This window comes from Yersinia aldovae 670-83 (assembly GCF_000834395.1).
In the GTDB taxonomy this organism is placed as follows: Bacteria; Pseudomonadota; Gammaproteobacteria; order Enterobacterales; family Enterobacteriaceae; genus Yersinia; species Yersinia aldovae.
Genome location: NZ_CP009781.1, coordinates 950,677 through 973,350 on the forward strand (window position 1 = coordinate 950,677; position 22,674 = coordinate 973,350).

Below are 22,674 nucleotides of genomic sequence, written 5' to 3' on the forward strand. Positions count from 1 at the left end.
AGTATGAAAAAAAACACTAACCAACGCGAGTACTTTTTAGACGCCATCCGTGCCTATTTGATGTTGCTCGGCATTCCTTTTCATCTTTCTCTTATATACTCCAGCAATCATTGGGCGGTAAACAGTAACCACCCTTCGCAGATATTTACTGTAGTAAATGATTTCATTCATGCCTTTCGGATGCAGGTCTTTTTTGTTATTTCCGGTTATTTTTCGTTCATGCTTTACCAGCGCTATGAGTGCCACCGCTGGCTTCAAGTCCGTTTGGAACGTGTGGTTATTCCATTACTGACCGCGATTCCACTTATTACTTTGCCGCAGTTTTTTCTTCTCAAGAGTTACACTAACAAATTGCAGGATTGGAATTCATTTACAATTTATCAAAAAATAAACATTGCTATTTGGGAAGGCGTTTCACACTTATGGTTTCTGTTAACACTCGCGTTACTGACCATAGCCTGTTTTCATCTGTTTAAAAAAATAAAGAATAACCAACATGTGATTCCAAGATTGGTAAAGGAAATGAATAATATAGGAAAAGTCTCACTGTTCTTATTTTTATTCGCGCTAGTTTATTCTGTTATTCGTCGAGTAATATATCTCCTTAACCCAGAAATACTCTTTAATAGTGTGTTCAATTTCTTTGTTATGGAAACGCTCTTTTATCTACCTTTCTTCCTACTTGGCGCTTATAGCTTTATCTATCCGCCGCTTAAGCAGGTATTTCTCACTTTTTCTCCTGGTGCATTGCTGGCCTCGTTAGCCCTATTTTGTGCCTATTACGTTAACCAACATACTAATACTACCGACTTCTTTGTTTTTGAGTTGGACCTTATCATTAAGGCTATGATGGGCGTTACCATGACTAACGTGGTCTATTCTCTGGGGCATCGGCTGCTAAATTATCCCTCCCCGCGCATCACATACCTGGTCAATGCATCACTGTTTATCTATTTAGTACACCATCCGCTAACGTTGATCTATGGTGCATTTATTACGCCACAAATTAATAACAACGGCCTTGGTTTCCTGCTCGGGATGCTGTTTGTTTGCCTGCTATCGTTTCTACTGTACGAAATTCATCGCCGCATTCCGCTGTTAAAATTCTTGTTTTCAGGGAAGCCACAATAGTAAACAACGCAATACAATTAAATATCAAACTAATAATATTATTGCCAATCGATGATAATCCCGGCGTACCGCTGGTGTGATAAAACGGCTACACTGTGAAACCATCATGTAGATGGCAGGATGGCTAATGCCTCACTGTGCACCCTACTTTCAGGGCAACTATCCTGTTGATTCATCATCAGGATTGGTTTCGCTTACAGTGATTACAAAGAGGAATTGTGATGAAAAAACAAGAAGCTACCGAGAAAACACCCACCACCGACACCGTACAAAATACAGAGTTCCCTGCTCTGTTAGCCTTGGTAAGCCGCCTAAGCGGAGCACTGGACAGTGCCATCAGTGGCAAAGATCGTAGTGTGTTAGTGAATGAACTCACACAATTTTCCATCGAGAATCTATCTGAACCGGAAAAAACGCTGACCACCGAAGCCTTAAAAAGGATCTTGGCAACCCTTAAGCGCGATTAGCATCACTTGCCAACGCTCACCCTTGATTCCCCGGCGGGCAATTAAAGGTGAGCGACCTATCACCTATCCCGCGACGATCCACACGATGTTTCCCAACGACAGTTAAATATACTGATTTAACACATTGAATTAGGTCATATATTCGCATCAGGCGCGCGAAATCCGTGTATAATAATTTAGCTACACAGCCAAAGTAATGTGAGTTTACAGGTAGGCAGCAAGCGAATGACGCTCAGCGACCGGTTTGAACAGCATTGATGCCAGCCCCAAAGTGAACCTCACTGAGGCTTATTAATCCCAATTAACTTACTCTGGTAAGTATGCGTAGCTACCCCCCTGCGGCTTCGAGTACGAAGGGGATTCCTTCGTCATCATTTATTGTCAGGAGATCGCCCGCCGTGGACGCCATCACTATTAATAGCCTCTTTTTGATCGGCGCGGTGCTGGTGGGAGCCAGTATTTTACTGAGTTCGCTTTCATCCCGGTTAGGCATTCCGATTCTGGTTATCTTTCTGGCCATAGGCATGTTGGCGGGTGGCGACGGGATCGGCGGAATTGCTTTTGATAACTACCCGGCGGCGTATCTGGTCAGTAATCTGGCGTTAGCCGTTATCCTGCTTGATGGCGGTATGCGCACCAGAGCTTCCTCCTTCCGTGTTGCCTTATGGCCTGCACTCTCTTTGGCCACCGTCGGCGTGGCGATTACCGCTGGTCTGACCGGCCTGGCTGCCGCGTGGTTATTCGATTTAGATATCATTCAGGGCTTGTTGATTGGTGCAATCATTGGTTCAACTGATGCCGCAGCCGTGTTCTCCTTATTAGGCGGCAAGGGACTTAACGAGCGGGTGAGCGCCACACTGGAGATAGAATCAGGCAGTAACGATCCAATGGCAGTTTTTTTGACCGTCACCCTGATTGCCATGATTTCAGCCGGGGAGAGCAGCCTGAGCTGGATGTTCCTGGTGCATCTTATACAGCAATTTGGCCTGGGGATTATCATCGGCCTGGCGGGTGGTGGTTTACTTATTCTATTAATCAATCGGATAGAACTGGCAAACGGCTTATATCCCTTGCTGGCCGTGAGTGGCGGGATTCTGGTTTTCTCACTGGCAACGGCCATGAACGGCAGTGGCATTCTGGCCGTTTATCTCTGCGGGCTGTTACTCGGTAACCGCCCTATCCGTAACCGATCCGGTATATTGCAGACTTTCGATGGGCTGGCATGGCTTAGTCAGATTGGTATGTTCTTGGTCTTGGGGTTATTGCTTAACCCAAGTGAGCTATTGCCGATCGCTATTCCAGCACTGATTCTCTCACTGTGGATGATTCTATTTGCCCGGCCACTGTCGGTATTTATCGGCTTACTGCCATTCCCAAGCTTCAACCTGCGTGAACGTATTTTTATCTCATGGGTTGGTTTACGTGGTGCGGTGCCGGTTATTCTGGCGGTATTCCCAATGATGGCTGGAATACCTAATTCACATCTATTCTTCAATGTCGCCTTTTTTGTCGTGTTGGTTTCACTGCTGTTGCAAGGCACCAGCCTGTCATTTGCCGCACGTAAAACAAAACTGGTGGTACCGCCAGCGTTGGCACCGGTTTCACGTATTGGTTTAGACATTGATATGAATAACCAATGGGAGCAATTTATTTACCAACTAAGCTGCGAAAAATGGTGTATCGGTGCCGCTCTCCGTGATTTAAAAATGCCGGAAGGGACGCGCATTGCAGCGCTGTTCCGTGGTAAAGATTTACTGCATCCCACTGGCAGCACCCGCCTCAAAGAAGGCGATATCTTGTGTGTTATCGGCCAGGAACACGACCTGCCTGCATTGGGGAAACTGTTTAGTCAGTCGCCAAATATTCAGTTGGATGAACGCTTCTTTGGTGATTTCATTCTTGATGCTGATGCAAAACTTCAGGATATTTCACAGATTTATGGTCTTAATCTGGAAGCGGGCATCGATAAGCAACAAACGCTGGGTCAGTTTGTCCTATATCTGTTTGGCGGCGAACCGGTGATCGGTGACCAGATCGAATGGGATGGCCTGACCTGGACCATTGCCGAAATGGAGTCCGAAAGGGTCAGCCGGGTTGGGGTGAAAATCGTTACCGATAAAGCCTAACGTCGCTGTGGTTATATTCAGTGGCGTTATCTCTACGCCTTATCCGGTTTAATTCGGTTAACCAACACGATCCCGATACAAACCAGTATCAGCGCAGCGGCATATTTCCATTCTAAAATGCTTTCATTCAGGAAAATAGCCGAAAGGATGGCACCGGAAACAGGAATTAAAAAGTTAAACGGTGCGACCATGCCCACGCGGTTATATTTAAGTAATACACTCCACAGAGCAAAAGCAACCGACGACAACAGCACCAGATAACCGAGTAATAGCAGTGCGCGCCAGCCAAACTCAGACAAGTTGCCACCAAATAGATACCCTCCGACCGTCAAAATAAAACCGCCAATGGCAAGCTGGTAACCTGTCATCACGGTGGTGTCCATCGTTTGTGAAATACGCTTACCATAAATACTGGCAGCCGATAAAATAAACGCTGCTAATACAACCGATCCCTCCCCTGACAGCGAAAAAGTAAAATTCATCAGGCCGGAACTGAAATTCACTGCCATGACGCCAGCAAAACCTAATATGCAACCAATCACTTTGTTTGATGTTAAACGGTCATTTTTATAAAGGTAATGAGCTAGCAGCACACTAAAAAATGTCCCGGTAGCATTCATGATCGAGCCTTTTACACCGGAGGTATAAGCAAGGCCAATATAGAAAAAGGCATATTGTAAGGTGGTTTGCGTCAGCCCCAGAATAGCTATCTGCTTAAACTGGCCCTTTCTTAGACGCCCGATCGCCTTGCCACTAACAACTGCAAAAAGCAGCAACGCAATTCCAGCCAATAAAAAACGATAACCCGCAAACACAATTTTGCTAGGAATATCATCCGCTGCAATATTAAACAGCACATAACCCGTTTTTATGGCGGGATAGGCACTCCCCCATAGCAGACAACAGAATGCGGCTGCGAGGAAAACGAATTTTTTATGGGTAAAAAGCAGAGTACTACGGTCCACTCTGACATCCTTTTCAAACTAAAATGAAATGATGTTTCGTTATAATCATTTCTTGCTGAAAAGTCCTGCTGAATGTCACTTTTTATCTAAAAACTATCTTACTTTCCTACCGTACCGCACATATTGAACATATGAACATATGAACAAAAAACATGCTCTGATATTTTCGGATAAATTATCAGGCAACAATACTCCAATGCTGGCATACGAGGATAATTCATATCGTCATTTCAGCTCGTTCAATGTTTGCACTAACTGACTGAAATCGTGTACGATGCTGGTTTACTTAAATAACTTTGGTTTTCATTATGTTAAAACTATTTAACGTAAACTTTAATAATATGCCCGACAGAAAATTAGATGAGATCTTCACACTTAGAAAAATAACTTTTAAGGATCGACTGGATTGGAAAGTGACATGTATTGATGGCAGAGAAAGCGATCAATATGATGATGAGAATACAAATTATATATTGGGAACAATAGAGGATACTATTGTTTGCAGCGTTCGCTTTATTGAAATGAAATATCCAACCATGATCACCGGGCCTTTCGCCCCTTACTTTTCTGACCTTGACTTACCTGTAGAAGGATTTATCGAATCCAGCCGTTTCTTTGTTGAAAAAGCATTAGCAAGAGATATAGTAGGCAATAATAGTTCTCTTAGCACAATTCTGTTTTTAGCTATGGTTAACTATGCCAGAAGCCGTGGATACAAAGGAATATTGACTGTTGTCAGTAGAGGTATGTATATCTTACTGAAACGATCTGGCTGGAATATCACCGTACTAAACCAGGGCGAATCAGAAAAAAATGAAGTTATTTATCTATTAAATTTAGGTATTGATATCGATAGCCAACAGCAGTTAATAAATAAGATTCGCAGAGTGCATCACGTTGATCCTGAGCTACTTGAAACATGGCCGATCATCGTGCCTGATTTCATCAAGTAGGTTTGATAAGTTGTAACTCGATGCCAAGCCTTATCGCATGCTTGGCATTTAGAACACCCAACTTCCTGACCACATTACCAATATGGAATTTAACTGTACTTCTCTTTATTCCCAATATTATAGAAATCTCTGAGTAAGTTTTACCTACGCTGGCCCAGTATAAAATCTCATTTTCCCGAGGGGAAAATATCTCTCTCGCATTCTCTTTTTTATGCAACTCATTGTTTTCATTTATTTTTTTATTATACAAGCCTAACATTTTGTCATGTGTCAGGATGAGCAACATTTGTATTTTTTCTTTATTAACTTCAATGCTTTCATCAAAATAAATACTGTCATCACTGCCATTGGAAATATTCAGTGTCGCCATATTATTATTGTTATCATGTAGAACAAACGTATAGCCATTAATAATATTGTACTCTCTGGCCAGATTGAACACGGCAGAGTCAGTTGACTTTCTGTCTATCACCGAGTTGTCATCCCATGCAAAGGGCGCGACTTTATCCTTTGCTGTCAGAATGACCGGATCAATAAGATGATAACTGTTCTTTTTGTATTTCTTTACCCAATCCAATGGATAATTTGAGATAATTGCTGGATGTAAAGGTGTTTTCTTATTTATCACCAAATAAGAATAACGAAGATCGCCGTAAGACTTTATTCTGCGTTGAATATAGTTATTTATGTCTTCATTAATGCTTTCATTATCAAAATAATCAATTATCATAACAAGCCAAATCTACTCTATACAGACGTCCCACAGTACAATTTTATCGCGTTATTTTCAATAGAAATCAGCGTGAAAAATAGTCTGCCCCTCGATCTGATATTCAGCGTTGATTTACAGATTAAAAATAAAAGCACCTAGACTAAAGTATAGCTCAACACACTAGACCTAAGGCTAGCTATTATTATTACCCCATGTTTATTAAAATATTTTTGCTTTAGAAAATAAATATTGAATATAATAGAACTAATATCTTAGCTTACTATTGCTAAGAAAGTTAGTCTGAAAAGAATAAATCTTCGCCATCACCAGGGGACTTTTTAGTCCACAGTTAGTCGTTTTACCCCGCCATCTGGATGCCTTCACATTCAGATGGTCGTAACGTTCACTTCCCACAATTTTTCCTCACCGCCATTCATTCCAACCCCAACAAGTGCTAGCTCTCAGCTTCTTACACCCGATGCTAACTCGGCTCAAAATTCGCCTATCACGTAAAAAAATGATTCCTACCCGTATAAACATTAAACTTATTAATGTATATTTGATAAACTTGACTTAAGTCATACTGCTTAACCAAATTTATCGTATGATAATTAAACGGTTATAATGTTTCCCTGGTGTTGGCCGAATTGGCATCCCTTACCAAATGAGATTGGTAAGGGTTTTTTTTGCCTGTGATTTACGATTTTCTGCCAATCTACAGCTCTGGCGCATCTGCATCACCCGCGTCTGCTCACCCATACAACACCAGCCGTACCAACAGCGAAAGTACCCCCCCCCCGCTCCCAATAAGATTCCGCAGGTCAGCAAGCGCCTCGCGAGCGCTACCCAATGGCCGTTGTAGCGCGCGATACAGCGACCATTTCGCCCTTCAGGTAACGGTAAAACCAAGGTAAAGCAGATGAGGATGGAAAATCAGTGTGAGAACCTGCAACATCAGATTCAAATCACTCACTTGCGCCAAGACTGGAAATAATCGTACCAAGGGGGGAGAATAAATAGACTTATTATCAGCACCCCCCCCTCCCATCCCCCCCTCCCATCACACCCTCCCATCACACCCTCCCATCACACCGATTACGCACACAAAAAACGCGGTGGAAGTGGCGACGAAAAATTATCAGCGACAACGTCGGAAGCCAATATGACAATGGCAAATACCGCCATTTAAATCATATTCAGTCGTAGCTCACACGACTCATAATGTAAAAAAGAGTAAACAGGCATACATCACGGCCTGTTGCCTTTAGGCTAAGGGGCTTTAGGCTAAGGGGCTTTAGTGATATCGGGCCATCGCTGTCATGGGCGAGTGACTCATGTTTTAAAGGAGCTTGTCGTGCAACAACAAATAAGCCAATGGTTGGCAACGTTAGGTCTTGAGTTCAGCGATGTGGTGTCACTGATGCTGGTCATTGGTTTGATTCTATTGATATCTGTCGTTATTCACCTGGTGCTGCACCGAGTGGTGGTAACTCCCCTCCAGAATCGTGGCCAGCAATCACAACGCATTTGGCAGCAAGCCATCACCCAACATAAGCTATTTCAACGTGTGGCGCTACTGCTGCAAGGGATAATCATCAACCTTCAAGCCGTGCTGTGGTTGCAAAACGGCAGCCAGACGCAGGCCGTTATCGCGACTGCGGCGCAAGTGTGGATTATGGCCTTCGCGCTACTGGCTCTGTTCTCATTACTTGATACGCTGCTGACGCTACTGCGCCAAAGCCCTATCACTCAGCAATTACCGTTACGCGGCATATTCCAGGGGCTGAAGTTAGTAGCTGCGATATTTGTCGGTATCATGATTGTTTCATTATTAATGGGGAGATCCCCGCTCTTGCTGCTCAGCGGCTTAGGGGCAATGACTGCGGTACTGATGTTGGTCTTTAAAGACCCTATTCTGGGGCTGGTCGCAGGGATTCAGCTTTCGGCTAACAATATGCTAAAAATAGGCGACTGGCTGGAGATGCCAAAATATGGCGCTGACGGCGCGGTAACCGATATTGGCCTGACGACAGTAAAAGTGCGAAATTGGGACAACACCATCACCACCATTCCAACTTATGCTCTGATTTCAGACTCTTTCAAAAACTGGCGCTCAATGTCTGAATCCGGCGGCCGGCGCATTAAACGCAGCATCAATATCGATATTACCAGCGTGCATTTCTTATCAGAACAAGAACAACAACGCCTGCACCGCAACCCGCTACTATCGCGTTACCTCAGCGCAAAAACTCAGGAACTAAAACACTATAATCAGCAGATTGACATTGACCTAAACTCGCCCCTCAATGGCCGCCGCCTGACCAATGTCGGCACCTTACGCGCCTATCTGGTCGCTTATTTGCAGGCTCATCCGGGGATTCATCAGAATATGACGCTAATGGTGCGCCAGTTGGCTCCAACACCAGAAGGCTTGCCACTAGAAATTTATGTTTTCACTAATACCACTGCATGGCTGGAATATGAAAACATTCAGGCGGATATCTTTGACCATATTTTTGCGGTAACAAGCGAATTTGATCTGCGTATCCACCAGACACCCAGTGGCAATGATATGCGTAACATGCTTGTCAGAACTGAACCAGCCTGATGAAATCATTTCACGGTCAATAAAAGGCATGAGGAGCACGGCTCCTTCTCAGCGTTAATATTCGCGTCTGGCTTCAGTCGCGAATATACTCATGCTAGCCCCCATTACGGTCATTAGCTGTCAGTATTTTTTCTTTCATCACTAATTGATTTTATTTCTTTAGCAAGTGATATCGATAAAACTGTTCGAATTAGAACGATTGAACCTAAAATGATCAAGTCTTCATAGGTAGGCTCTATAATCGTTTTTAATATATCTGCCGGTATCAGGATTTCTAGCGACAATAAGATATAACCACCAAGCTCAACTCGGATATCTTGCAGTCGTGACTTTCTGGATGAAAACTCATTCTTAACAAATGAAAATATACATTTAACCACGCCGAATAATAAAACAAGGACACTAATAACATTCAGTGCAATAGCCGAGTAGGTAATAAAAAAAGCAATAGTCATGTTTATACATATCTTATATTGAGTATCATATATATATTATATCACAAATTTACTAACGTTAAAGGGGCCAGTCAGTGTTCGATTAAAGTGTGAGGTAATCCATACTTAAGGGCATCTACGATTTGAAAAAGCCTACTTACCTCAGGCATGAAATTTTCGACCTATCTTGATAATCACGTTATTGCCTGAGCAGATTACATGTCACCATACCTCGGCTCATTACCATCAGTATCTCGTTAATTTACTTATGAAATACAACAGCAATACGCGTGGATAAAATAAAGTAAGATATCCATACTAACACCCCCATCATTACGGTATTTAAAGCACGTATATTATTACCATTCAGAGGGATATTAAATAATATGGTTGAAAGTATCATCATACTGGCTATGGCACAAAATTAACCGTGTAATAATAAGTCATTACTTTTCTGTAATTTAACTTCTCCTAAAAAATGCCAGCACAGCAATGGATAACATAATATATCAAAGTTCACGTAATCAGCGTTACCCCGAAAGCAGGCAGGTATATCATATTATTATCAATCCGGCGGGTGACTATCTTTAATTTCTTACGTCCTCTACCTCAATAAATTGAATATTATAAACCAGAGAATAAAAGGTAAAACAGGCTGCTATGAAAACCAGTGTTACTGCTATCTATTCCATATTCAGATAAATTATTGCCAACCGGTGGTGATGGCATTTGTTGTTCCACCTTGAATCAAGGCAAAGGCATCTCGAGAAAAATACAAACAAAAAACCCCAGTCTTTTCATGAGACCAGGGTTTGATATGGCGGAGGAGGAGAGATTCGAACTCTCGAACGGTTTCCCGTCGACGGTTTTCAAGACCGTTGCCTTCAGCCACTCGGCCACCCCTCCGCAACGAGCGGAACTATAAACACAGCCTTGCCGCTTGTAAAGCATGTTTGCGTTTAATCGGCCAAAAAGCCACCATCTGATTATCGAGTGATGCATTTATCATCACTCCGATACACTCAAGCTATAGGTTTTACCACGGGAATACAGACTTCTTTGGGGTAGAGGCAAATGTTTGCTAAATTAGCCACCGTTTCATTGACTGAATCATTGAGGTTGTATGTTGGAGTTTGAAGGTCGGGCGATTGAGACCGACGCGCAAGGTTATTTAAAAAACAGTGCAGACTGGAGTGAAGCTCTGGTTCCGTTACTGGCAGAGCAAGAAGGCATCATTCTCACCGAACCACACTGGGAAGTGGTGCGTTTCGTGCGCGCATTTTATCTGGAATTCAATACCTCTCCTGCAATCAGGATGCTGGTAAAAGCCATGTCACAGAAATATGGCGAAGAAAAAGGTAATAGCCGCTATCTCTATCGTTTATTCCCACAAGGCCCGGCTAAGCAAGCGACCAAAATTGCAGGATTACCTAAACCGGTTAAATGTATTTAGCCCGTGACACGCTAAACCGGATTAATAGCGAATCTTGAATTTATCAAACTCAGTGGGCGGATAAGGCTCGGTCAACACGCGATCAACTCTTGCCCCCCGTGGCCCCCCTTGTTTAAACCACGCGATTAATTCACCAACCGCTTGCAGCTCACCACAAGCGACAACTTCCACACTGCCATCGTCACAATTTCTGGCATAGCCCGTAACGCCCAGTTCTTGAGCCTGCCGCTGAGTGTTATAACGAAATCCTACGCCTTGGACCACACCGTAAACATACGCACAAGTGCATACTTTTGGCATATTGAGACCTCAATCAACGTGATAATTTGCATTTTCCGGTACATACTCCGACAATACCGCTCTTTTTTACCTAGCTGGCAGCCACCTTATTATGACAGTACGCCTGATTCTTGCTAAAGGACGTGAAAAATCCTTACTTCGTCGCCATCCGTGGATTTTCTCTGGTGCAGTTGAACGTCTTGAAGGCGATGCACTTTCCGGTGAAACCATTGATATCCTTGATAGCCAAGGGAAATGGCTGGCTCGTGCCGCCTATTCGCCTGAATCACAAATTCAAGCGCGCGTCTGGACGTTCCAACAAGATGAAATGATTGATCGCGACTTTTTTATTCGCCGTCTACAACAGGCACAACGTTGGCGCGACTGGCTGGCAAAACGGGATGGTCTGAATGGCTATCGCCTGATAGCCGGTGAATCCGACAGCCTGCCAGGTATCACCATTGACCGCTTCCAGAACTTCCTGGTATTGCAGCTACTGTCTGCTGGCGCTGAGTATCAGCGAGAAACACTGGTCAGCGCGTTGCAACATTGCTACCCAGAATGTTCGATTTACGATCGTTCAGATGTCTCTGTTCGCAAAAAAGAAGGCTTGCCGCTCACTCAAGGGACGGTTTGCGGTGAAATGCCGCCTGCGCTGCTACCTATCAGCGAAAATGGTATGCAAATACTGGTTGATATTCAGCAGGGTCATAAAACAGGCTTTTATTTAGACCAACGCGACAGCCGACTAGCCGCACGTAATTATGCTGAAGGCCGCCGCGTACTGAACTGCTTCTCTTATACCGGAGCCTTTGCCGTTGCCGCTCTGATGGGGAATTGTCAACAGGTTATCAGTGTTGACACATCACAATCCGCATTGGATATTGCGAAGAAAAACATTGAGTTAAATCAGTTAGACCTGAGTAAAGCGGAGTTTGTTCGTGATGATGTGTTCCAATTGCTGCGCAGCTACCGCGCACAAGGGGAAATGTTTGACATGATAATTATGGACCCGCCGAAATTTGTTGAGAACAAAAGCCAATTGGCCAGTGCCTGCCGTGGCTATAAAGATATCAACATGTTAGCTATTCAACTTCTGCGTCCGGGCGGTATTCTGCTCAGTTTCTCTTGTTCTGGTTTGATGCCAACAGATTTATTCCAGAAAATTTTAGCCGATGCCGCATTAGATGCAGGCCATGATATACAATTCATAGAACAGTTCCGTCAGGCAGCGGATCACCCCGTTATCGCGACATATCCAGAAGGATTGTATCTTAAAGGGTTTGCATGTCGGATAATGTGACTTGAAATGCCCTACTCTGCCCTCATATAGAAGTCAGAGTAATGTTCCTCGGGAGGTTATCATGATCGCTAGCAAATTTGGTATAGGGCAGCAGGTCCGACACCGCCTGCACGGTTATCTGGGTGTGGTGATTGATATCGATCCTGAATATTCTCTTGAGCCACCGGAGCCAGATGAAGTCGCGAATAACGAAACGCTGCGTTTATCACCTTGGTATCATGTGGTTATTGAGGATGATGAAGGGCAGCCGATACACACTTATCTGGCGGAAGCGCAGTTAACCTATGAAGATATAGATGCTCATCCGGAACAACCTTCATTAGACGAACTGGCAGCATCCATTCGCCATCAGTTGCAAGCGCCACGTTTGCGTAATTGAGTGTTGATATCATACGTAATAACCCGGCTCTGAATCATAGCCGGGTTTTTTATCATCAGTATGATATGGCTTCGCGGGATATCACCCCTTTTCTAATCCCAAACGCGGTAGCTCAATCTTCGGGCAACGATCCATCACCACTTTCAACCCCGCCTCTGCCGCTAGCGTTGCCGCCAACTCATTAATCACCCCAATTTGTAACCAGAGAACGTTAGCACCGATGGCAATCGCATCTTGCGCAACGCCATACGCTGCGTCTGCATTGCGAAATACATCAACCATATCGATCGGATGGGGAATATCGGTTAATTCAGCATAACCTTGCTGGCCCAGCAATGATTTCCCAGCTAATTTAGGGCTGACAGGAGTGACCTGATATCCCTGCCAGAGCAGGTAAGCCATCACACCGTAGCTCGGGCGCGATGGATTATCACTGGCCCCCACTAATGCAATGGTTTTTACTTGTTGGAGAATGTCAGCGATGTCTTTATCGTGCATTTTTGAGTTCCTCTGATGCGCTAAATGAAGAGTCCGACCTGTTTTCCGACGTCTCTACCAATCTGAGTCAATCGATAAAGTGTACATCATGTAAAATAATGAAGATAAATACTGCCTAATTGACTTGGTTTAATAGTTATAGACATTATTACTGTTAGATTACTTTTTTGTCTTTAAAATTCATCAGGTAAAGCTGATAGATTTAGACCTAACATTTCAAAATGTAAATAAATGTGGGCGAAAGTAAGTGCTTTGGCACATAATCTGCTGTGTCTGATATCGATTGTGAGTATCACCTTCAGGAGTAACGCATGAAATTTGGTCTGGTGGTTGCGGGGATTCTGGCCGTTTGCTGTAGTACTTCAGCCATAGCGACAACCTTGAAACTTGCGCCTGAAATTGACTTGTTAGTCGTCGATGGCAAAAACATGTCCGGTTCCCTATTAAAAGGTGCCGACAGTCTGGAGCTAAACAGTGGTCAACACCAGATTTTGTTCAAAGTTGCAAAACCACTGCCAACCGAACCGACGGTGCTTTATACCTCCCCGCCCTTAGTCGTGGTATTCAATACCCGCAATGTACGCTCCGTTGCCATAAAGTTACCGGTTATTGATACCGAGCGAGAGGGGCATAAATTCTCAAAAAATCCGGTATATCAGCTTATTGGCGACAATGGCCGCGCACTTGCTGTACGTCATGATATTTTACAGCAGGAAAATCTTAACAAAGCCCCGACACTCGAAATGGCGATGGCAACCTATAACGTAGGGCAATACACCGCCTCAGTGCCCGCTTTTGCCACTATTCCACCGTCACCGGTGAGTGCTGTCCCTGGCACCACGATTGCCGTTGCGGGCACCAACACCTCACCAAAATCAATGACACTACAAGGTGAAAATATCGCAGAGCAGATGCTGCAATATTGGTTCCTGCAAGCCGATCCCGAGACACAACAACGTTTCCTGCTGTGGACTAAAAAAAAACCATCACGTAATCAGGAACCGCAGCACACCCCATAAACCCCAAGGTACAGGAAGTGACAAACCGTTGAACTATGATGTGGGTATCGTTCCTAATCATCAGGTTATGCAAACTCTCTCGCATTTTTTTGCGTTACCGCTATGCACAAAATCCGCATTTCAGTAATCTGTCCGCAGACCTTACGCGCTCACTGAAGGATATGTTAATGGAATTCACCACCCGCACTATTGCGGCACGCAAGCGTATTGCCCTTGTTTCCCACGATCACTGCAAAAAATCACTCCTTGAATGGGTGATGGAAAATAAAGATCTATTATCACGGCATGAGCTTTATGCCACTGGCACGACCGGCAATCTGGTACAAAAAGCGACGAGTATTGGCGTGCATTGTTTGCTCAGCGGCCCGATGGGAGGGGATCAAGAGGTGGGCGCACTGATATCCGAGAAAAAGATCGATATGCTGATTTTTTTCTGGGATCCACTCAATGCAGTCCCGCATGACCCAGATGTTAAAGCCTTGCTGCGACTGGCAACGGTATGGAATATTCCGGTTGCCACCAACCGTTCTACCGCAGACTTCTTGATTGGCTCCGCCCTATTTAGCGGAGAAGTGACCATTGCTATTCCTGACTATGAGCGCTACTTGCAAGAGAGATTGAAATAGGCCACTTGCCGGTGGTCGCCACCACCGGTTTTATCATCAGCAACAACCCGTTAAGTGATTACTGCTAGGGTTTACGCTGAACTGGAACGCCCAACTCACTGAGTTGCTCAACAAAACACGATGGCCGCCTGGTGTCTTGCAGTAACCACACCTGATGCCGGGCACGGGTAATGGCAACATAAAGTAAACGTCGCTCTTCGGCATCAGGGAAATCTTCTGGGGCAGGTAGCAGCACCTCCTCCAATACGGATTCGCGCGCTACAGCCGGGAATCCATCACTCCCTTCATGTAACCCGGCAATAATCACATAATCTGCCTGCTGCCCTTTACTGGCATGAATAGTCATAAAATCAATGGCTAATTTCGGCCAACGTGTTGCTGCTTTTTGCAGGATTTCTGGCCGTAAGTGATGATAACGCGCCAATATCAGGATACGTTCGTCATCTTTAACAAAACCACTCAGCTTATCCAGCAACGCTTCAAGCTGTTCATGCGGCAAGACAACCACTGACTTTTTACTGCCTTTGCTCAGGCTGTTAAGCGGTTTTTTCAGTTGATAGGGGTTTTGCTGAATAAACCGGTTGGCAATATCACCAATTCTGTCATTAAAGCGATAAGTGGTATCTAAGGCACATTCGGCACTCTCACCAAAGTTCTCACTAAAAGAGGTGGTTAGCGAAAGCTCTGCGCCGCTGAAACGGTAAATCGCTTGCCAATCATCGCCCACGACAAACAGGCTCGTTTGTTTGTTTTGCTTGCGCAATGCCGCAAGTAACATTGCGCGCTGTGGCGAGATATCCTGAAACTCATCCACTAAAATATGCTTCCACGGGCTGACAAAACGCCCTTTTTCCAACAGGTTAACCGCTTGATGTATCAGCCCGGAGAAATCAACCGCACCCTCTTCTTTAAGCGCGGCCTTCCATGCTTTTAATAGCGGTGCCATCAGCCGGATACGTTTCTGGAACAGGTCACGCACTTCATCATCAGCCTGTTCAATCATTTCTGCCTGGCTCCCCCCGTGCATCCGCATCAGCCCAAGCCAGCGCTCCAATCGCCCTGCCAATCTGGCCGCCAGGCGCTTATCCTGCCAGAAATTGCCCTCGTCTATCTCCCACTCCAACTCATCGGTGAGCCATTCACGCCAGCCCTTGGCTTGTGCTTTCTTCTCGCTACATTGCTGCTGCCAATGTGTAATCAGCAGCGACCTTCTGGCCTGACTATCAGACTCCAGTTTGCTTATCACCGGTGTTTTGCGGCTACCTTGCTGAATTATCTGCAATGCTAATGCATGGAAAGTTTTGGCTTGAATATCATCAACGGCCAAACGTTGCTTAATGCGGCTATTCATTTCATCCGCCGCCTGGCGGCCAAAGGCCAATAATAAGATTTGTTCAGGGAGAGCCTCATTACGGCGTAGCAACCAACCTGCTCGGGCCACCAGCACAGATGTCTTACCGCTCCCGGCACCTGCCAGCACCAATACCGAATCTTCACCGTTCACCACCGCCCGACGCTGCGATTCATTAAGTGGTGATGTTTCTACCTGCTGGAAGAAGTCCTGATACTCCACCAGCACACGATCAGCCCACAACTGATTACGCCGCTCAACGCTTCGGTTGCCTTGCTGCAACCAGCTCAAGCACTGTTCGTAATCCGCCCGACAAGATTCAAATTCCGTTAGCCGCTGCGCCGGCAACGGTAATGCCCCGAACGCCTCTCGGATAGCCGCTTGCAATTGGCCCAGCTCACTGCGTTTAAACCATTTATCTTGTTGCTCAATCCGCTTAATTGATTCCACTTGTTTATGCAAAACTGCCGCACAAACCTGGCTCATCTCCTCACTCCATTGCTGCCAAATCCCCACCAAATGCTGATAGAAACGCAGAGTCTCCTGCCATTCAGTGCCATGCAAGCGCACGACCTGCTGCTCAGGCAGTTCAAACTCTAACTCGCCCCAGACGATACCGCGTTTACATTGAATATTGACCAGTTGGTTAAAGGGGATCAGATATTGATGTTTATCACCACAGACCTCGATCCCCGCATTGAGCAAGCGAACCCGGTTATAGGGATGCTGAGCCAGATGTTTGCCAAAGGATGTCGCTTTAAGTTCCATATCTGCGTCATAACTCGTATTAAGTGAATTGAAATAACATAAGAGAGTGTAAATAAAATAATTGAGTTTAAACAACAGGTATCCGATAGTTGACCAAGGAAACTAACCCACGTTATTCGTGTAAAATGGTTAACCTTGGTTATCACTCATCCGCACTGCGGTTTTTTTATTCAGCGAGGCAGATTAATCACTATGCGTACTGTACTGAATATTCTTAATTTTGTTTTAGGTGGTTTCTTCACAACACTGGGCTGGTTAGTCGCCACAGTGATCAGCGTCATTCTGATTTTCACCTTACCATTAACCCGCTCTTGCTGGGAAATTACCAAACTATCATTTCTCCCTTATGGTAATGAGGCGATCCATGTCAATGAATTATACCCCGAAAAAAGTAATGCTCTGCTGACAACCGGCGGCTCTTTGCTCAATATCGTCTGGTTTATTCTGTTTGGTTGGTGGCTGTGTTTATCTCATATCGCCACAGGGATTGTGCAATGTCTAACTATCATCGGAATTCCGGTTGGTATTGCCAATTTTAAAATCGCAGCCATCGCCTTATGGCCGGTGGGTCGCCGTGTTGTTTCTGTAGAAATGGCACAACAAGCGAGAGTGGCTAACGCCAAACGCCAGTATCAGCAACGCTGAATTTTCAGTTTTAGAGGTTTTTGTGCTCACTTTCGTCACTGGTTTACGCCGTTATGTCTACAATAGCAGCCTGCTTTATCATGTCCGTATTTTTATTGCATTGGTGGGAGTAACGGCGGTTCCGTGGTGGATTGAACAACCAAAACTGACGATCCCCTTAACGCTGGGGGTCGTCGCTGCGGCGCTGACTGATCTCGATGACCGGCTAGCTGGGCGGTTGCGTAACTTATTTATTACGTTAATTTGCTTTTTTATCGCTTCCGCGTCCATCGAGTTGTTATTTCCTTATCCGTGGTTTTTTGCTGTTGGTCTGACCTGTTCCACCTGCGTTTTCATTCTGCTGGGGGCATTGGGGCAACGCTATGCAACCATCGCTTTCGGTGCATTGCTCATCGCCATCTACACCATGTTGGGAACCTCGATGTACCACATCTGGTACCAACAACCGTTATTACTGATACTGGGCGCGGTCTGGTATAACGTGCTGACGCTGTGCGGACATCTTATTTTTCCTATCCGCCCGTTGCAGGATAATCTGGCGCGCTGTTATCAGCAGTTGGCGCATTATCTGGAAGCCAAAGCCAACCTATTCGACCCTGATATTGAATCGGGTGTCGATCAACCTCTGATTAATGTCGCAATGGCTAATAGCACCTTAGTGACGACATTAAACCAGGCCAAAGCGTCCCTTGTGACCCGGTTAAAAGGCGATCGCGGCCAACGCGAAACCCGGCGAACGCTGCACTACTATTTTGTCGCACAAGACATTCATGAACGAGCCAGTTCATCGCATGTGCAATATCAGGTGTTGCGCGAGAAATTCCGCTACAGTGACGTGCTATTCCGCTTCCAGCGTTTATTGAGTATGCAGGCCAGAGCCTGTATACAACTTTCGCAGTCAATCCTGATGCGGCAGAAATATCAGCATGACCCGCACTTCGAACGCGTATTTACATTCTTAGATGCGGCACTGGCAAGAACATTGGTGCAAAATGAAAATAGCCCGCAGGTCAAAGCACTCTCTCACTTACTAAAAAACTTACGTGCAATTGATGCCCAGCTAGCGGGGATCGAATCAGAGCAAGTATTGGCTAAGGGGCCACAACCCGAAAGTCGCCTGTCCGATGACCACATCACCGGCTGGAGTGATATCAAGCTGCGCATCAGCCGCCATCTGACACCACAATCGGCTCTATTTCGTCATGCGGTACGGATGTCGGTAGTCCTGTGTGTAGGATATGCATTTATTCAATTTACCGGGATGCGGCATGGTTACTGGATTCTGCTAACCAGCCTTTTTGTCTGCCAACCGAACTATAACGCAACACGCCGCCGCCTTGCGCTGCGCATCATTGGCACCTTGGCAGGAATATTGGCTGGCCTGCCGATTCTTTATTTTGTCCCTTCGATTGAAGGACAATTACTCCTGATAGTCATTACCGGTGTTTTGTTCTTTGCTTTCCGCAATGTCCAGTATGCCCACGCCACCATGTTTATTACCCTGCTGGTCTTATTATGTTTTAACCTGCTGGGAGAAGGGTTTGAGGTCGCCGCACCACGCGTATTCGATACCTTATTGGGCTGTGCCATAGCCTGGGTCGCTGTCAGCTTTATTTGGCCGGATTGGAAGTTTCGCCAACTGCCGGCCGTGGTACATAAAACATTTAACGCCAACTGCCGTTATCTCGATGCCATCCTGGTGCAATACTATCAAGGCAAGGATAATAGCCTGCCTTATCGTGTCGCACGCCGGGATGCACATAATTGCGATGCAGAGCTGGCTTCAGTTATTTCAAATATGTCAGCAGAACCCAAAAATGATAAAGAAACTCAGGAGGCGGCATTCCGCTTACTGTGTCTAAATCACACTATGTTGAGCTATATCTCTGCTCTGGGAGCTCATCGCGAAAAACTGACCAATTCCATCACACTAAATTTACTCAATGATGCCATTTGTTATGTCGAAGGAACTCTTGAACAACAGCAGCCTGACCGTGAAAATATGTCTCACGTATTATCACGCTTATCCACCCGGCTGCAGCAGTGCAATCCAGAACCGGAAAGCAAAGACCAACTGGTTTTACAACAAATAGGCTTATTGCTTGAACTATTACCGGAACTCAGCGAGTTGAATAAACAGATTAGTCAGGCAGACTAAATATTCTCTGTCCCGTTAGGATATTTCGTATTTTTAGTCTTTAGCTGGCCGAAAATGCTGTTCAAACCATTCGGTCAGCTCACTGCGAATCATTACCGGTAGTGCTGCGTAGTGGTAACCGCTAATCGCCCCAGCCAACGCTAACAAGACATTAATGCCAAGAGAATGCCTCAGCGCACGCAACTTCAGATAACAACGTTTAGCACCTTCAAGCCTTAATTCGGCCGCATTCTTAATCCCCACTTTCCACAATAGCCGCTCAAGGCTGGCACTGAGGTTCGGTAAATCTTTCAGCCGAACGACTGGGCCTTTCTTACTTAAAAGTTCAGCCTTGGCCCCTTGATAAGCCTGCCTGACAAAGCTGTTTAAAGTCAGCTCGTCACCCCACAATGCTGGATCAACCCAGTAGTAACGCAGCAGCACCGGCACCCCGCGTTTAGCATAGACGAAGTTAATCATCCCTCTGGCGCGAAACAGGCTTTCTACCTCATTATTAGCGCGTAAATACATTTCTCCCTCAGAAATTACCGCAAACATAACGCCGTTAACCAACAGACCATAGCCGCCAAATTGTGAGCGTGCGGTTATCTGACCTAAAAAATCAAAACGAATCTTCGCCTGAGTGATCCTTTTTTCTGAATTATTCTTCATGACTATTCCTTTAGTAAAAATCTGATCCAACATCCCTATCGACTAACCATAAGTGTAAGAGGAACAACTAATTAAAAAATACGCAATATAGAATTCTGAGCCAAACACAAAATGGATTTACACCTATTTTCATCACAATTATGCGAAGCGTCTTGTAAAAATTTAGTTGATCTTCACCTAAACAGTGACTACTGTATATACATACAGCACACCGCAAGCGAGGTTCACAATGCGTACTCAATCACTAAAACCTTATCATGCTAATCATCAGTCTCTTATTACCAGCCACTCACCGGAAAGAGTCGATGCACCGGCGGACAGCGGTCTTATCAGTGAACTTGTATACAGCGAGAACCAACCAGCGGTGGCCCAATTACTGCTCCCTTTACTGCAACAACTGGGTAAACAATCCCGCTGGCTTTTATGGCTGACGCCCCATAAGAAATTATGTCGTCGGTGGCTACAGCAATCAGGTTTGCCTATAAATAAAGTCGTACAGCTAAGCCAAATCAATCCATTGTCGACCGTTGAGGCGATGGAAAAAGCATTACTGACAGGAAATTATAGTGTGGTGTTAGGGTGGCTGCCTGAGCTATCAGAAGATGACCGCATTAGGTTACGTTTAGCTGCAAAATTAGGCAACGCTTACGGCTTTATTATGCATCCGTTAGATGACACAAAACTGCACCAAGGACAGTGCGCAACGTTAAAAATTCATTCTTCTTTGTATCATTAAGTAAATTTAGGATTTATCCCATGAAAAATTACAATATTTAGGGCTTAGTCCTGCTAAATCCCCATAAAGCGAGTCGGAATGCGGCTTCCGATGAAAAACAAGGTACAGAAAACCACCATTTTTACCGCTAAATCGTTAAACATTATGTATAATTCTGCTTTTTTTTCAGGCGGTTTATCACATCACACTTGTAACTTTCGCGCCACGTTGTAGACTTTACATCGCCAAGGTTGCTCTAAAATGCCAAATTATACTGGCAGCGTGATTAACGGGAGCGTTAAAACCTTGACGAAGAATTTTAACCAAGGGCTTAGCTATTAAAAGCTCATTGCCTATTTGGATGATAACGAGGCGTAAAATGAAAAAGACAGCTATCGCATTAGCAGTGGCACTGGCAGGTTTCGCTACAGTAGCGCAAGCCGCACCGAAAGATAACACCTGGTACACCGGTGGTAAACTGGGTTGGTCCCAGTACCAAAATTCTGGTTCCATCATTAACAATGATGGCCCAACTCATAAAGACCAATTGGGTGCTGGTGCGTTCTTGGGTTACCAAGCAAACCAATATCTGGGCTTTGAGATGGGATACGACTGGCTTGGCCGTATGCCTTACAAAGGCGACACCAACAATGGCGCTTTCAAAGCTCAAGGCGTTCAACTGGCAGCTAAACTGAGCTACCCAGTTGCACAAGACTTGGACGTATACACTCGTCTGGGTGGTATGGTTTGGCGTGCTGATGCTGACGGTTCTATCGGTGGCGTACGTAATAGCAACCACGACACCGGTGTTTCTCCACTGGTAGCGTTGGGTGCTGAATACGCATGGACTAAAAACTGGGCAACCCGTATGGAATACCAGTGGATTAACAACATCGGTGACCGTGCTACCGTTGGTGCTCGTCCAGACAACGGTATGTTGAGTGTAGGTGTTTCTTACCGTTTCGGTCAGGAAGATGCAGTAGCACCAATTGCGCCAGCTCCAGCTCCAGCGCCAGTAGTTGACACTAAGCGTTTCACACTGAAATCTGACGTGTTGTTCGCTTTCAACAAGTCAAACCTGAAACCAGAAGGCCAGCAAGCTCTGGACCAACTGTACTCTCAGTTGAGCTCTATCGATCCTAAAGACGGTTCTGTAGTTGTTCTGGGCTTTGCTGACCGCATCGGTCAACCAGCACCTAACTTAGCTCTGTCTCAGCGTCGTGCTGACAGCGTGCGTGATTACCTGGTTTCTAAAGGTATCCCTGCTGACAAAATCACCGCTCGCGGTGAAGGCCAAGCAAACCCAGTTACTGGTAACACCTGTGACAACGTGAAACCACGTGCTGCTCTGATCGAGTGCCTGGCACCAGATCGTCGCGTAGAGATCGAAGTTAAAGGCTACAAAGAAGTTGTAACTCAGCCACAGGCTTAAG

General features: G+C 45.3%; 22 protein-coding genes and 1 tRNA gene. 14 read left to right on the forward strand and 9 right to left on the reverse strand.

Annotated elements, in window-relative coordinates; all coding sequences use genetic code 11:
• The first annotated feature begins 3 nt into the window (after positions 1-3).
• From mdoC to AT01_RS04515, 3 genes are all read left to right on the forward strand, one after another.
• Positions 4-1,131 carry a glucans biosynthesis protein MdoC gene (gene mdoC, locus AT01_RS04505; protein WP_042546243.1) on the forward strand — a complete coding sequence of 376 codons (1,128 nt, stop codon included), beginning with the start codon at positions 4-6 and terminating at the stop codon, positions 1,129-1,131.
• A gap of 221 nt (positions 1,132-1,352) precedes the next feature.
• Positions 1,353-1,598, forward strand: a complete 246-nt coding sequence (locus AT01_RS04510) for a hypothetical protein (protein ID WP_042546244.1) — start codon at positions 1,353-1,355, stop codon at positions 1,596-1,598.
• Positions 1,599-1,996: 398 nt separating this feature from the next.
• Entirely contained in the window at positions 1,997-3,724 is a 1,728-nt protein-coding gene (locus tag AT01_RS04515; protein WP_042546245.1) for a potassium/proton antiporter, read from the forward strand.
• A 32-nt stretch (positions 3,725-3,756) separates the two neighbouring features.
• Here the strand turns inward: AT01_RS04515 and AT01_RS04520 are convergent, their stop codons facing one another.
• Entirely contained in the window at positions 3,757-4,689 is a 933-nt protein-coding gene (locus AT01_RS04520; RefSeq protein ID WP_042546246.1) for a DMT family transporter, read from the reverse strand.
• 308 nt (positions 4,690-4,997) lie between these two features.
• Here AT01_RS04520 and AT01_RS04525 point away from each other — a divergent pair, with 308 nt between their 5' ends.
• Positions 4,998-5,642 (forward strand): acyl-homoserine-lactone synthase, encoded by a 645-nt coding sequence (locus AT01_RS04525; protein ID WP_042546247.1) that lies wholly within the window; start codon positions 4,998-5,000, stop codon positions 5,640-5,642.
• Here the strand turns inward: AT01_RS04525 and AT01_RS04530 are convergent.
• Positions 5,635-6,372 carry a helix-turn-helix transcriptional regulator gene (locus tag AT01_RS04530; protein WP_042546248.1) on the reverse strand — a complete coding sequence of 246 codons (738 nt, stop codon included), beginning with the start codon at positions 6,370-6,372 and terminating at the stop codon, positions 5,635-5,637. The two genes, AT01_RS04525 and AT01_RS04530, sit on opposite strands and share 8 nt — an antisense overlap.
• A gap of 1,336 nt (positions 6,373-7,708) precedes the next feature.
• On the opposite strand from AT01_RS04530, the gene AT01_RS04535 reads away from it, so the two are divergent.
• Positions 7,709-8,962 (forward strand): mechanosensitive ion channel family protein, encoded by a 1,254-nt coding sequence (locus tag AT01_RS04535; RefSeq protein WP_004700110.1) that lies wholly within the window; start codon positions 7,709-7,711, stop codon positions 8,960-8,962.
• A 113-nt stretch (positions 8,963-9,075) separates the two neighbouring features.
• On the opposite strand, the gene AT01_RS04540 is transcribed toward AT01_RS04535, so the two are convergent.
• The 3 genes from AT01_RS04540 to AT01_RS04545 form a co-directional block, all read right to left on the reverse strand.
• Positions 9,076-9,417, reverse strand: coding sequence for a DUF1622 domain-containing protein (locus tag AT01_RS04540; RefSeq protein WP_042546249.1), 342 nt, complete (start codon positions 9,415-9,417; stop codon positions 9,076-9,078).
• Positions 9,418-9,658: 241 nt separating this feature from the next.
• Positions 9,659-9,802 (reverse strand): DUF2569 family protein, encoded by a 144-nt coding sequence (locus AT01_RS22555; protein ID WP_144404908.1) that lies wholly within the window; start codon positions 9,800-9,802, stop codon positions 9,659-9,661.
• Positions 9,803-10,214: 412 nt separating this feature from the next.
• A tRNA-Ser gene (locus AT01_RS04545) sits at positions 10,215-10,302 on the reverse strand.
• A 217-nt stretch (positions 10,303-10,519) separates the two neighbouring features.
• Between AT01_RS04545 and tusE the strand changes: the two genes are divergently transcribed.
• Entirely contained in the window at positions 10,520-10,849 is a 330-nt protein-coding gene (gene tusE, locus AT01_RS04550; protein ID WP_042546250.1) for a sulfurtransferase TusE, read from the forward strand.
• 21 nt (positions 10,850-10,870) lie between these two features.
• Here tusE and yccX read toward each other — a convergent pair whose 3' ends face one another.
• Positions 10,871-11,149: an acylphosphatase gene (gene yccX, locus AT01_RS04555; RefSeq protein ID WP_042546251.1), complete on the reverse strand. Its 279-nt coding sequence runs from the start codon at positions 11,147-11,149 to the stop codon at positions 10,871-10,873.
• A gap of 91 nt (positions 11,150-11,240) precedes the next feature.
• Between yccX and rlmI the strand changes: the two genes are divergently transcribed.
• Positions 11,241-12,431: a 23S rRNA (cytosine(1962)-C(5))-methyltransferase RlmI gene (gene rlmI, locus AT01_RS04560; protein ID WP_042546252.1), complete on the forward strand. Its 1,191-nt coding sequence runs from the start codon at positions 11,241-11,243 to the stop codon at positions 12,429-12,431.
• A 61-nt stretch (positions 12,432-12,492) separates the two neighbouring features.
• Positions 12,493-12,810 (forward strand): heat shock protein HspQ, encoded by a 318-nt coding sequence (hspQ, locus tag AT01_RS04565; protein WP_004700100.1) that lies wholly within the window; start codon positions 12,493-12,495, stop codon positions 12,808-12,810.
• 81 nt (positions 12,811-12,891) lie between these two features.
• Here hspQ and AT01_RS04570 read toward each other — a convergent pair whose 3' ends face one another.
• Positions 12,892-13,308 (reverse strand): CoA-binding protein, encoded by a 417-nt coding sequence (locus AT01_RS04570; protein ID WP_042546253.1) that lies wholly within the window; start codon positions 13,306-13,308, stop codon positions 12,892-12,894.
• A gap of 311 nt (positions 13,309-13,619) precedes the next feature.
• On the opposite strand from AT01_RS04570, the gene AT01_RS04575 reads away from it, so the two are divergent.
• Complete coding sequence (locus AT01_RS04575) at positions 13,620-14,327, forward strand: DUF2057 family protein (RefSeq protein WP_042546254.1); 708 nt, start codon at positions 13,620-13,622, stop codon at positions 14,325-14,327.
• Between the two features lie 167 nt (positions 14,328-14,494).
• On the forward strand, positions 14,495-14,953 hold the full coding sequence (locus tag AT01_RS04580) for a methylglyoxal synthase (protein ID WP_042546255.1): 459 nt from the start codon (positions 14,495-14,497) through the stop codon (positions 14,951-14,953).
• Between the two features lie 64 nt (positions 14,954-15,017).
• Here AT01_RS04580 and helD read toward each other — a convergent pair whose 3' ends face one another.
• Positions 15,018-17,072, reverse strand: a complete 2,055-nt coding sequence (gene helD / locus AT01_RS04585) for a DNA helicase IV (RefSeq protein WP_042546256.1) — start codon at positions 17,070-17,072, stop codon at positions 15,018-15,020.
• A gap of 192 nt (positions 17,073-17,264) precedes the next feature.
• Between helD and AT01_RS04590 the strand changes: the two genes are divergently transcribed.
• Both AT01_RS04590 and yccS read left to right on the forward strand, forming a co-directional pair.
• Positions 17,265-17,717: a YccF domain-containing protein gene (locus AT01_RS04590; RefSeq protein ID WP_042546257.1), complete on the forward strand. Its 453-nt coding sequence runs from the start codon at positions 17,265-17,267 to the stop codon at positions 17,715-17,717.
• Between the two features lie 22 nt (positions 17,718-17,739).
• The gene (gene yccS, locus AT01_RS04595; RefSeq protein ID WP_042546258.1) at positions 17,740-19,875 is read left to right on the forward strand and encodes a YccS family putative transporter; all 2,136 of its coding nucleotides are present in this window, start codon (positions 17,740-17,742) and stop codon (positions 19,873-19,875) included.
• 33 nt (positions 19,876-19,908) lie between these two features.
• Here the strand turns inward: yccS and AT01_RS04600 are convergent, their stop codons facing one another.
• The gene (locus AT01_RS04600) at positions 19,909-20,526 is read right to left on the reverse strand and encodes a TfoX/Sxy family DNA transformation protein (RefSeq protein WP_042546259.1); all 618 of its coding nucleotides are present in this window, start codon (positions 20,524-20,526) and stop codon (positions 19,909-19,911) included.
• A gap of 229 nt (positions 20,527-20,755) precedes the next feature.
• Here AT01_RS04600 and sulA point away from each other — a divergent pair, with 229 nt between their 5' ends.
• Entirely contained in the window at positions 20,756-21,262 is a 507-nt protein-coding gene (sulA, locus tag AT01_RS04605; RefSeq protein WP_004700083.1) for an SOS-induced cell division inhibitor SulA, read from the forward strand.
• A 358-nt stretch (positions 21,263-21,620) separates the two neighbouring features.
• Complete coding sequence (gene ompA, locus AT01_RS04610) at positions 21,621-22,673, forward strand: porin OmpA (RefSeq protein ID WP_042546260.1); 1,053 nt, start codon at positions 21,621-21,623, stop codon at positions 22,671-22,673.
• Position 22,674: the final 1 nt, after the last annotated feature.

Bases quoted from the DNA above. Each gene is read 5' to 3' on its own strand.
- AT01_RS22555 (WP_144404908.1), bottom strand. From the start codon at position 9,802: ATGATGATACTTTCAACCATATTATTTAATATCCCTCTGAATGGTAAT.
- AT01_RS04530 (WP_042546248.1), bottom strand. From the start codon at position 6,372: ATGATAATTGATTATTTTGATAATGAAAGCATTAATGAAGACATAAAT.
- helD (WP_042546256.1), bottom strand. From the start codon at position 17,072: ATGGAACTTAAAGCGACATCCTTTGGCAAACATCTGGCTCAGCATCCC.
- yccX (WP_042546251.1), bottom strand. From the start codon at position 11,149: ATGCCAAAAGTATGCACTTGTGCGTATGTTTACGGTGTGGTCCAAGGC.
- rlmI (WP_042546252.1), top strand. From the start codon at position 11,241: ATGACAGTACGCCTGATTCTTGCTAAAGGACGTGAAAAATCCTTACTT.
- AT01_RS04570 (WP_042546253.1), bottom strand. From the start codon at position 13,308: ATGCACGATAAAGACATCGCTGACATTCTCCAACAAGTAAAAACCATT.
- AT01_RS04590 (WP_042546257.1), top strand. From the start codon at position 17,265: ATGCGTACTGTACTGAATATTCTTAATTTTGTTTTAGGTGGTTTCTTC.
- sulA (WP_004700083.1), top strand. From the start codon at position 20,756: ATGCGTACTCAATCACTAAAACCTTATCATGCTAATCATCAGTCTCTT.
- AT01_RS04580 (WP_042546255.1), top strand. From the start codon at position 14,495: ATGGAATTCACCACCCGCACTATTGCGGCACGCAAGCGTATTGCCCTT.
- AT01_RS04540 (WP_042546249.1), bottom strand. From the start codon at position 9,417: ATGACTATTGCTTTTTTTATTACCTACTCGGCTATTGCACTGAATGTT.
- AT01_RS04600 (WP_042546259.1), bottom strand. From the start codon at position 20,526: ATGAAGAATAATTCAGAAAAAAGGATCACTCAGGCGAAGATTCGTTTT.
- hspQ (WP_004700100.1), top strand. From the start codon at position 12,493: ATGATCGCTAGCAAATTTGGTATAGGGCAGCAGGTCCGACACCGCCTG.
- AT01_RS04510 (WP_042546244.1), top strand. From the start codon at position 1,353: ATGAAAAAACAAGAAGCTACCGAGAAAACACCCACCACCGACACCGTA.
- tusE (WP_042546250.1), top strand. From the start codon at position 10,520: ATGTTGGAGTTTGAAGGTCGGGCGATTGAGACCGACGCGCAAGGTTAT.
- mdoC (WP_042546243.1), top strand. From the start codon at position 4: ATGAAAAAAAACACTAACCAACGCGAGTACTTTTTAGACGCCATCCGT.
- AT01_RS04525 (WP_042546247.1), top strand. From the start codon at position 4,998: ATGTTAAAACTATTTAACGTAAACTTTAATAATATGCCCGACAGAAAA.
- ompA (WP_042546260.1), top strand. From the start codon at position 21,621: ATGAAAAAGACAGCTATCGCATTAGCAGTGGCACTGGCAGGTTTCGCT.
- AT01_RS04575 (WP_042546254.1), top strand. From the start codon at position 13,620: ATGAAATTTGGTCTGGTGGTTGCGGGGATTCTGGCCGTTTGCTGTAGT.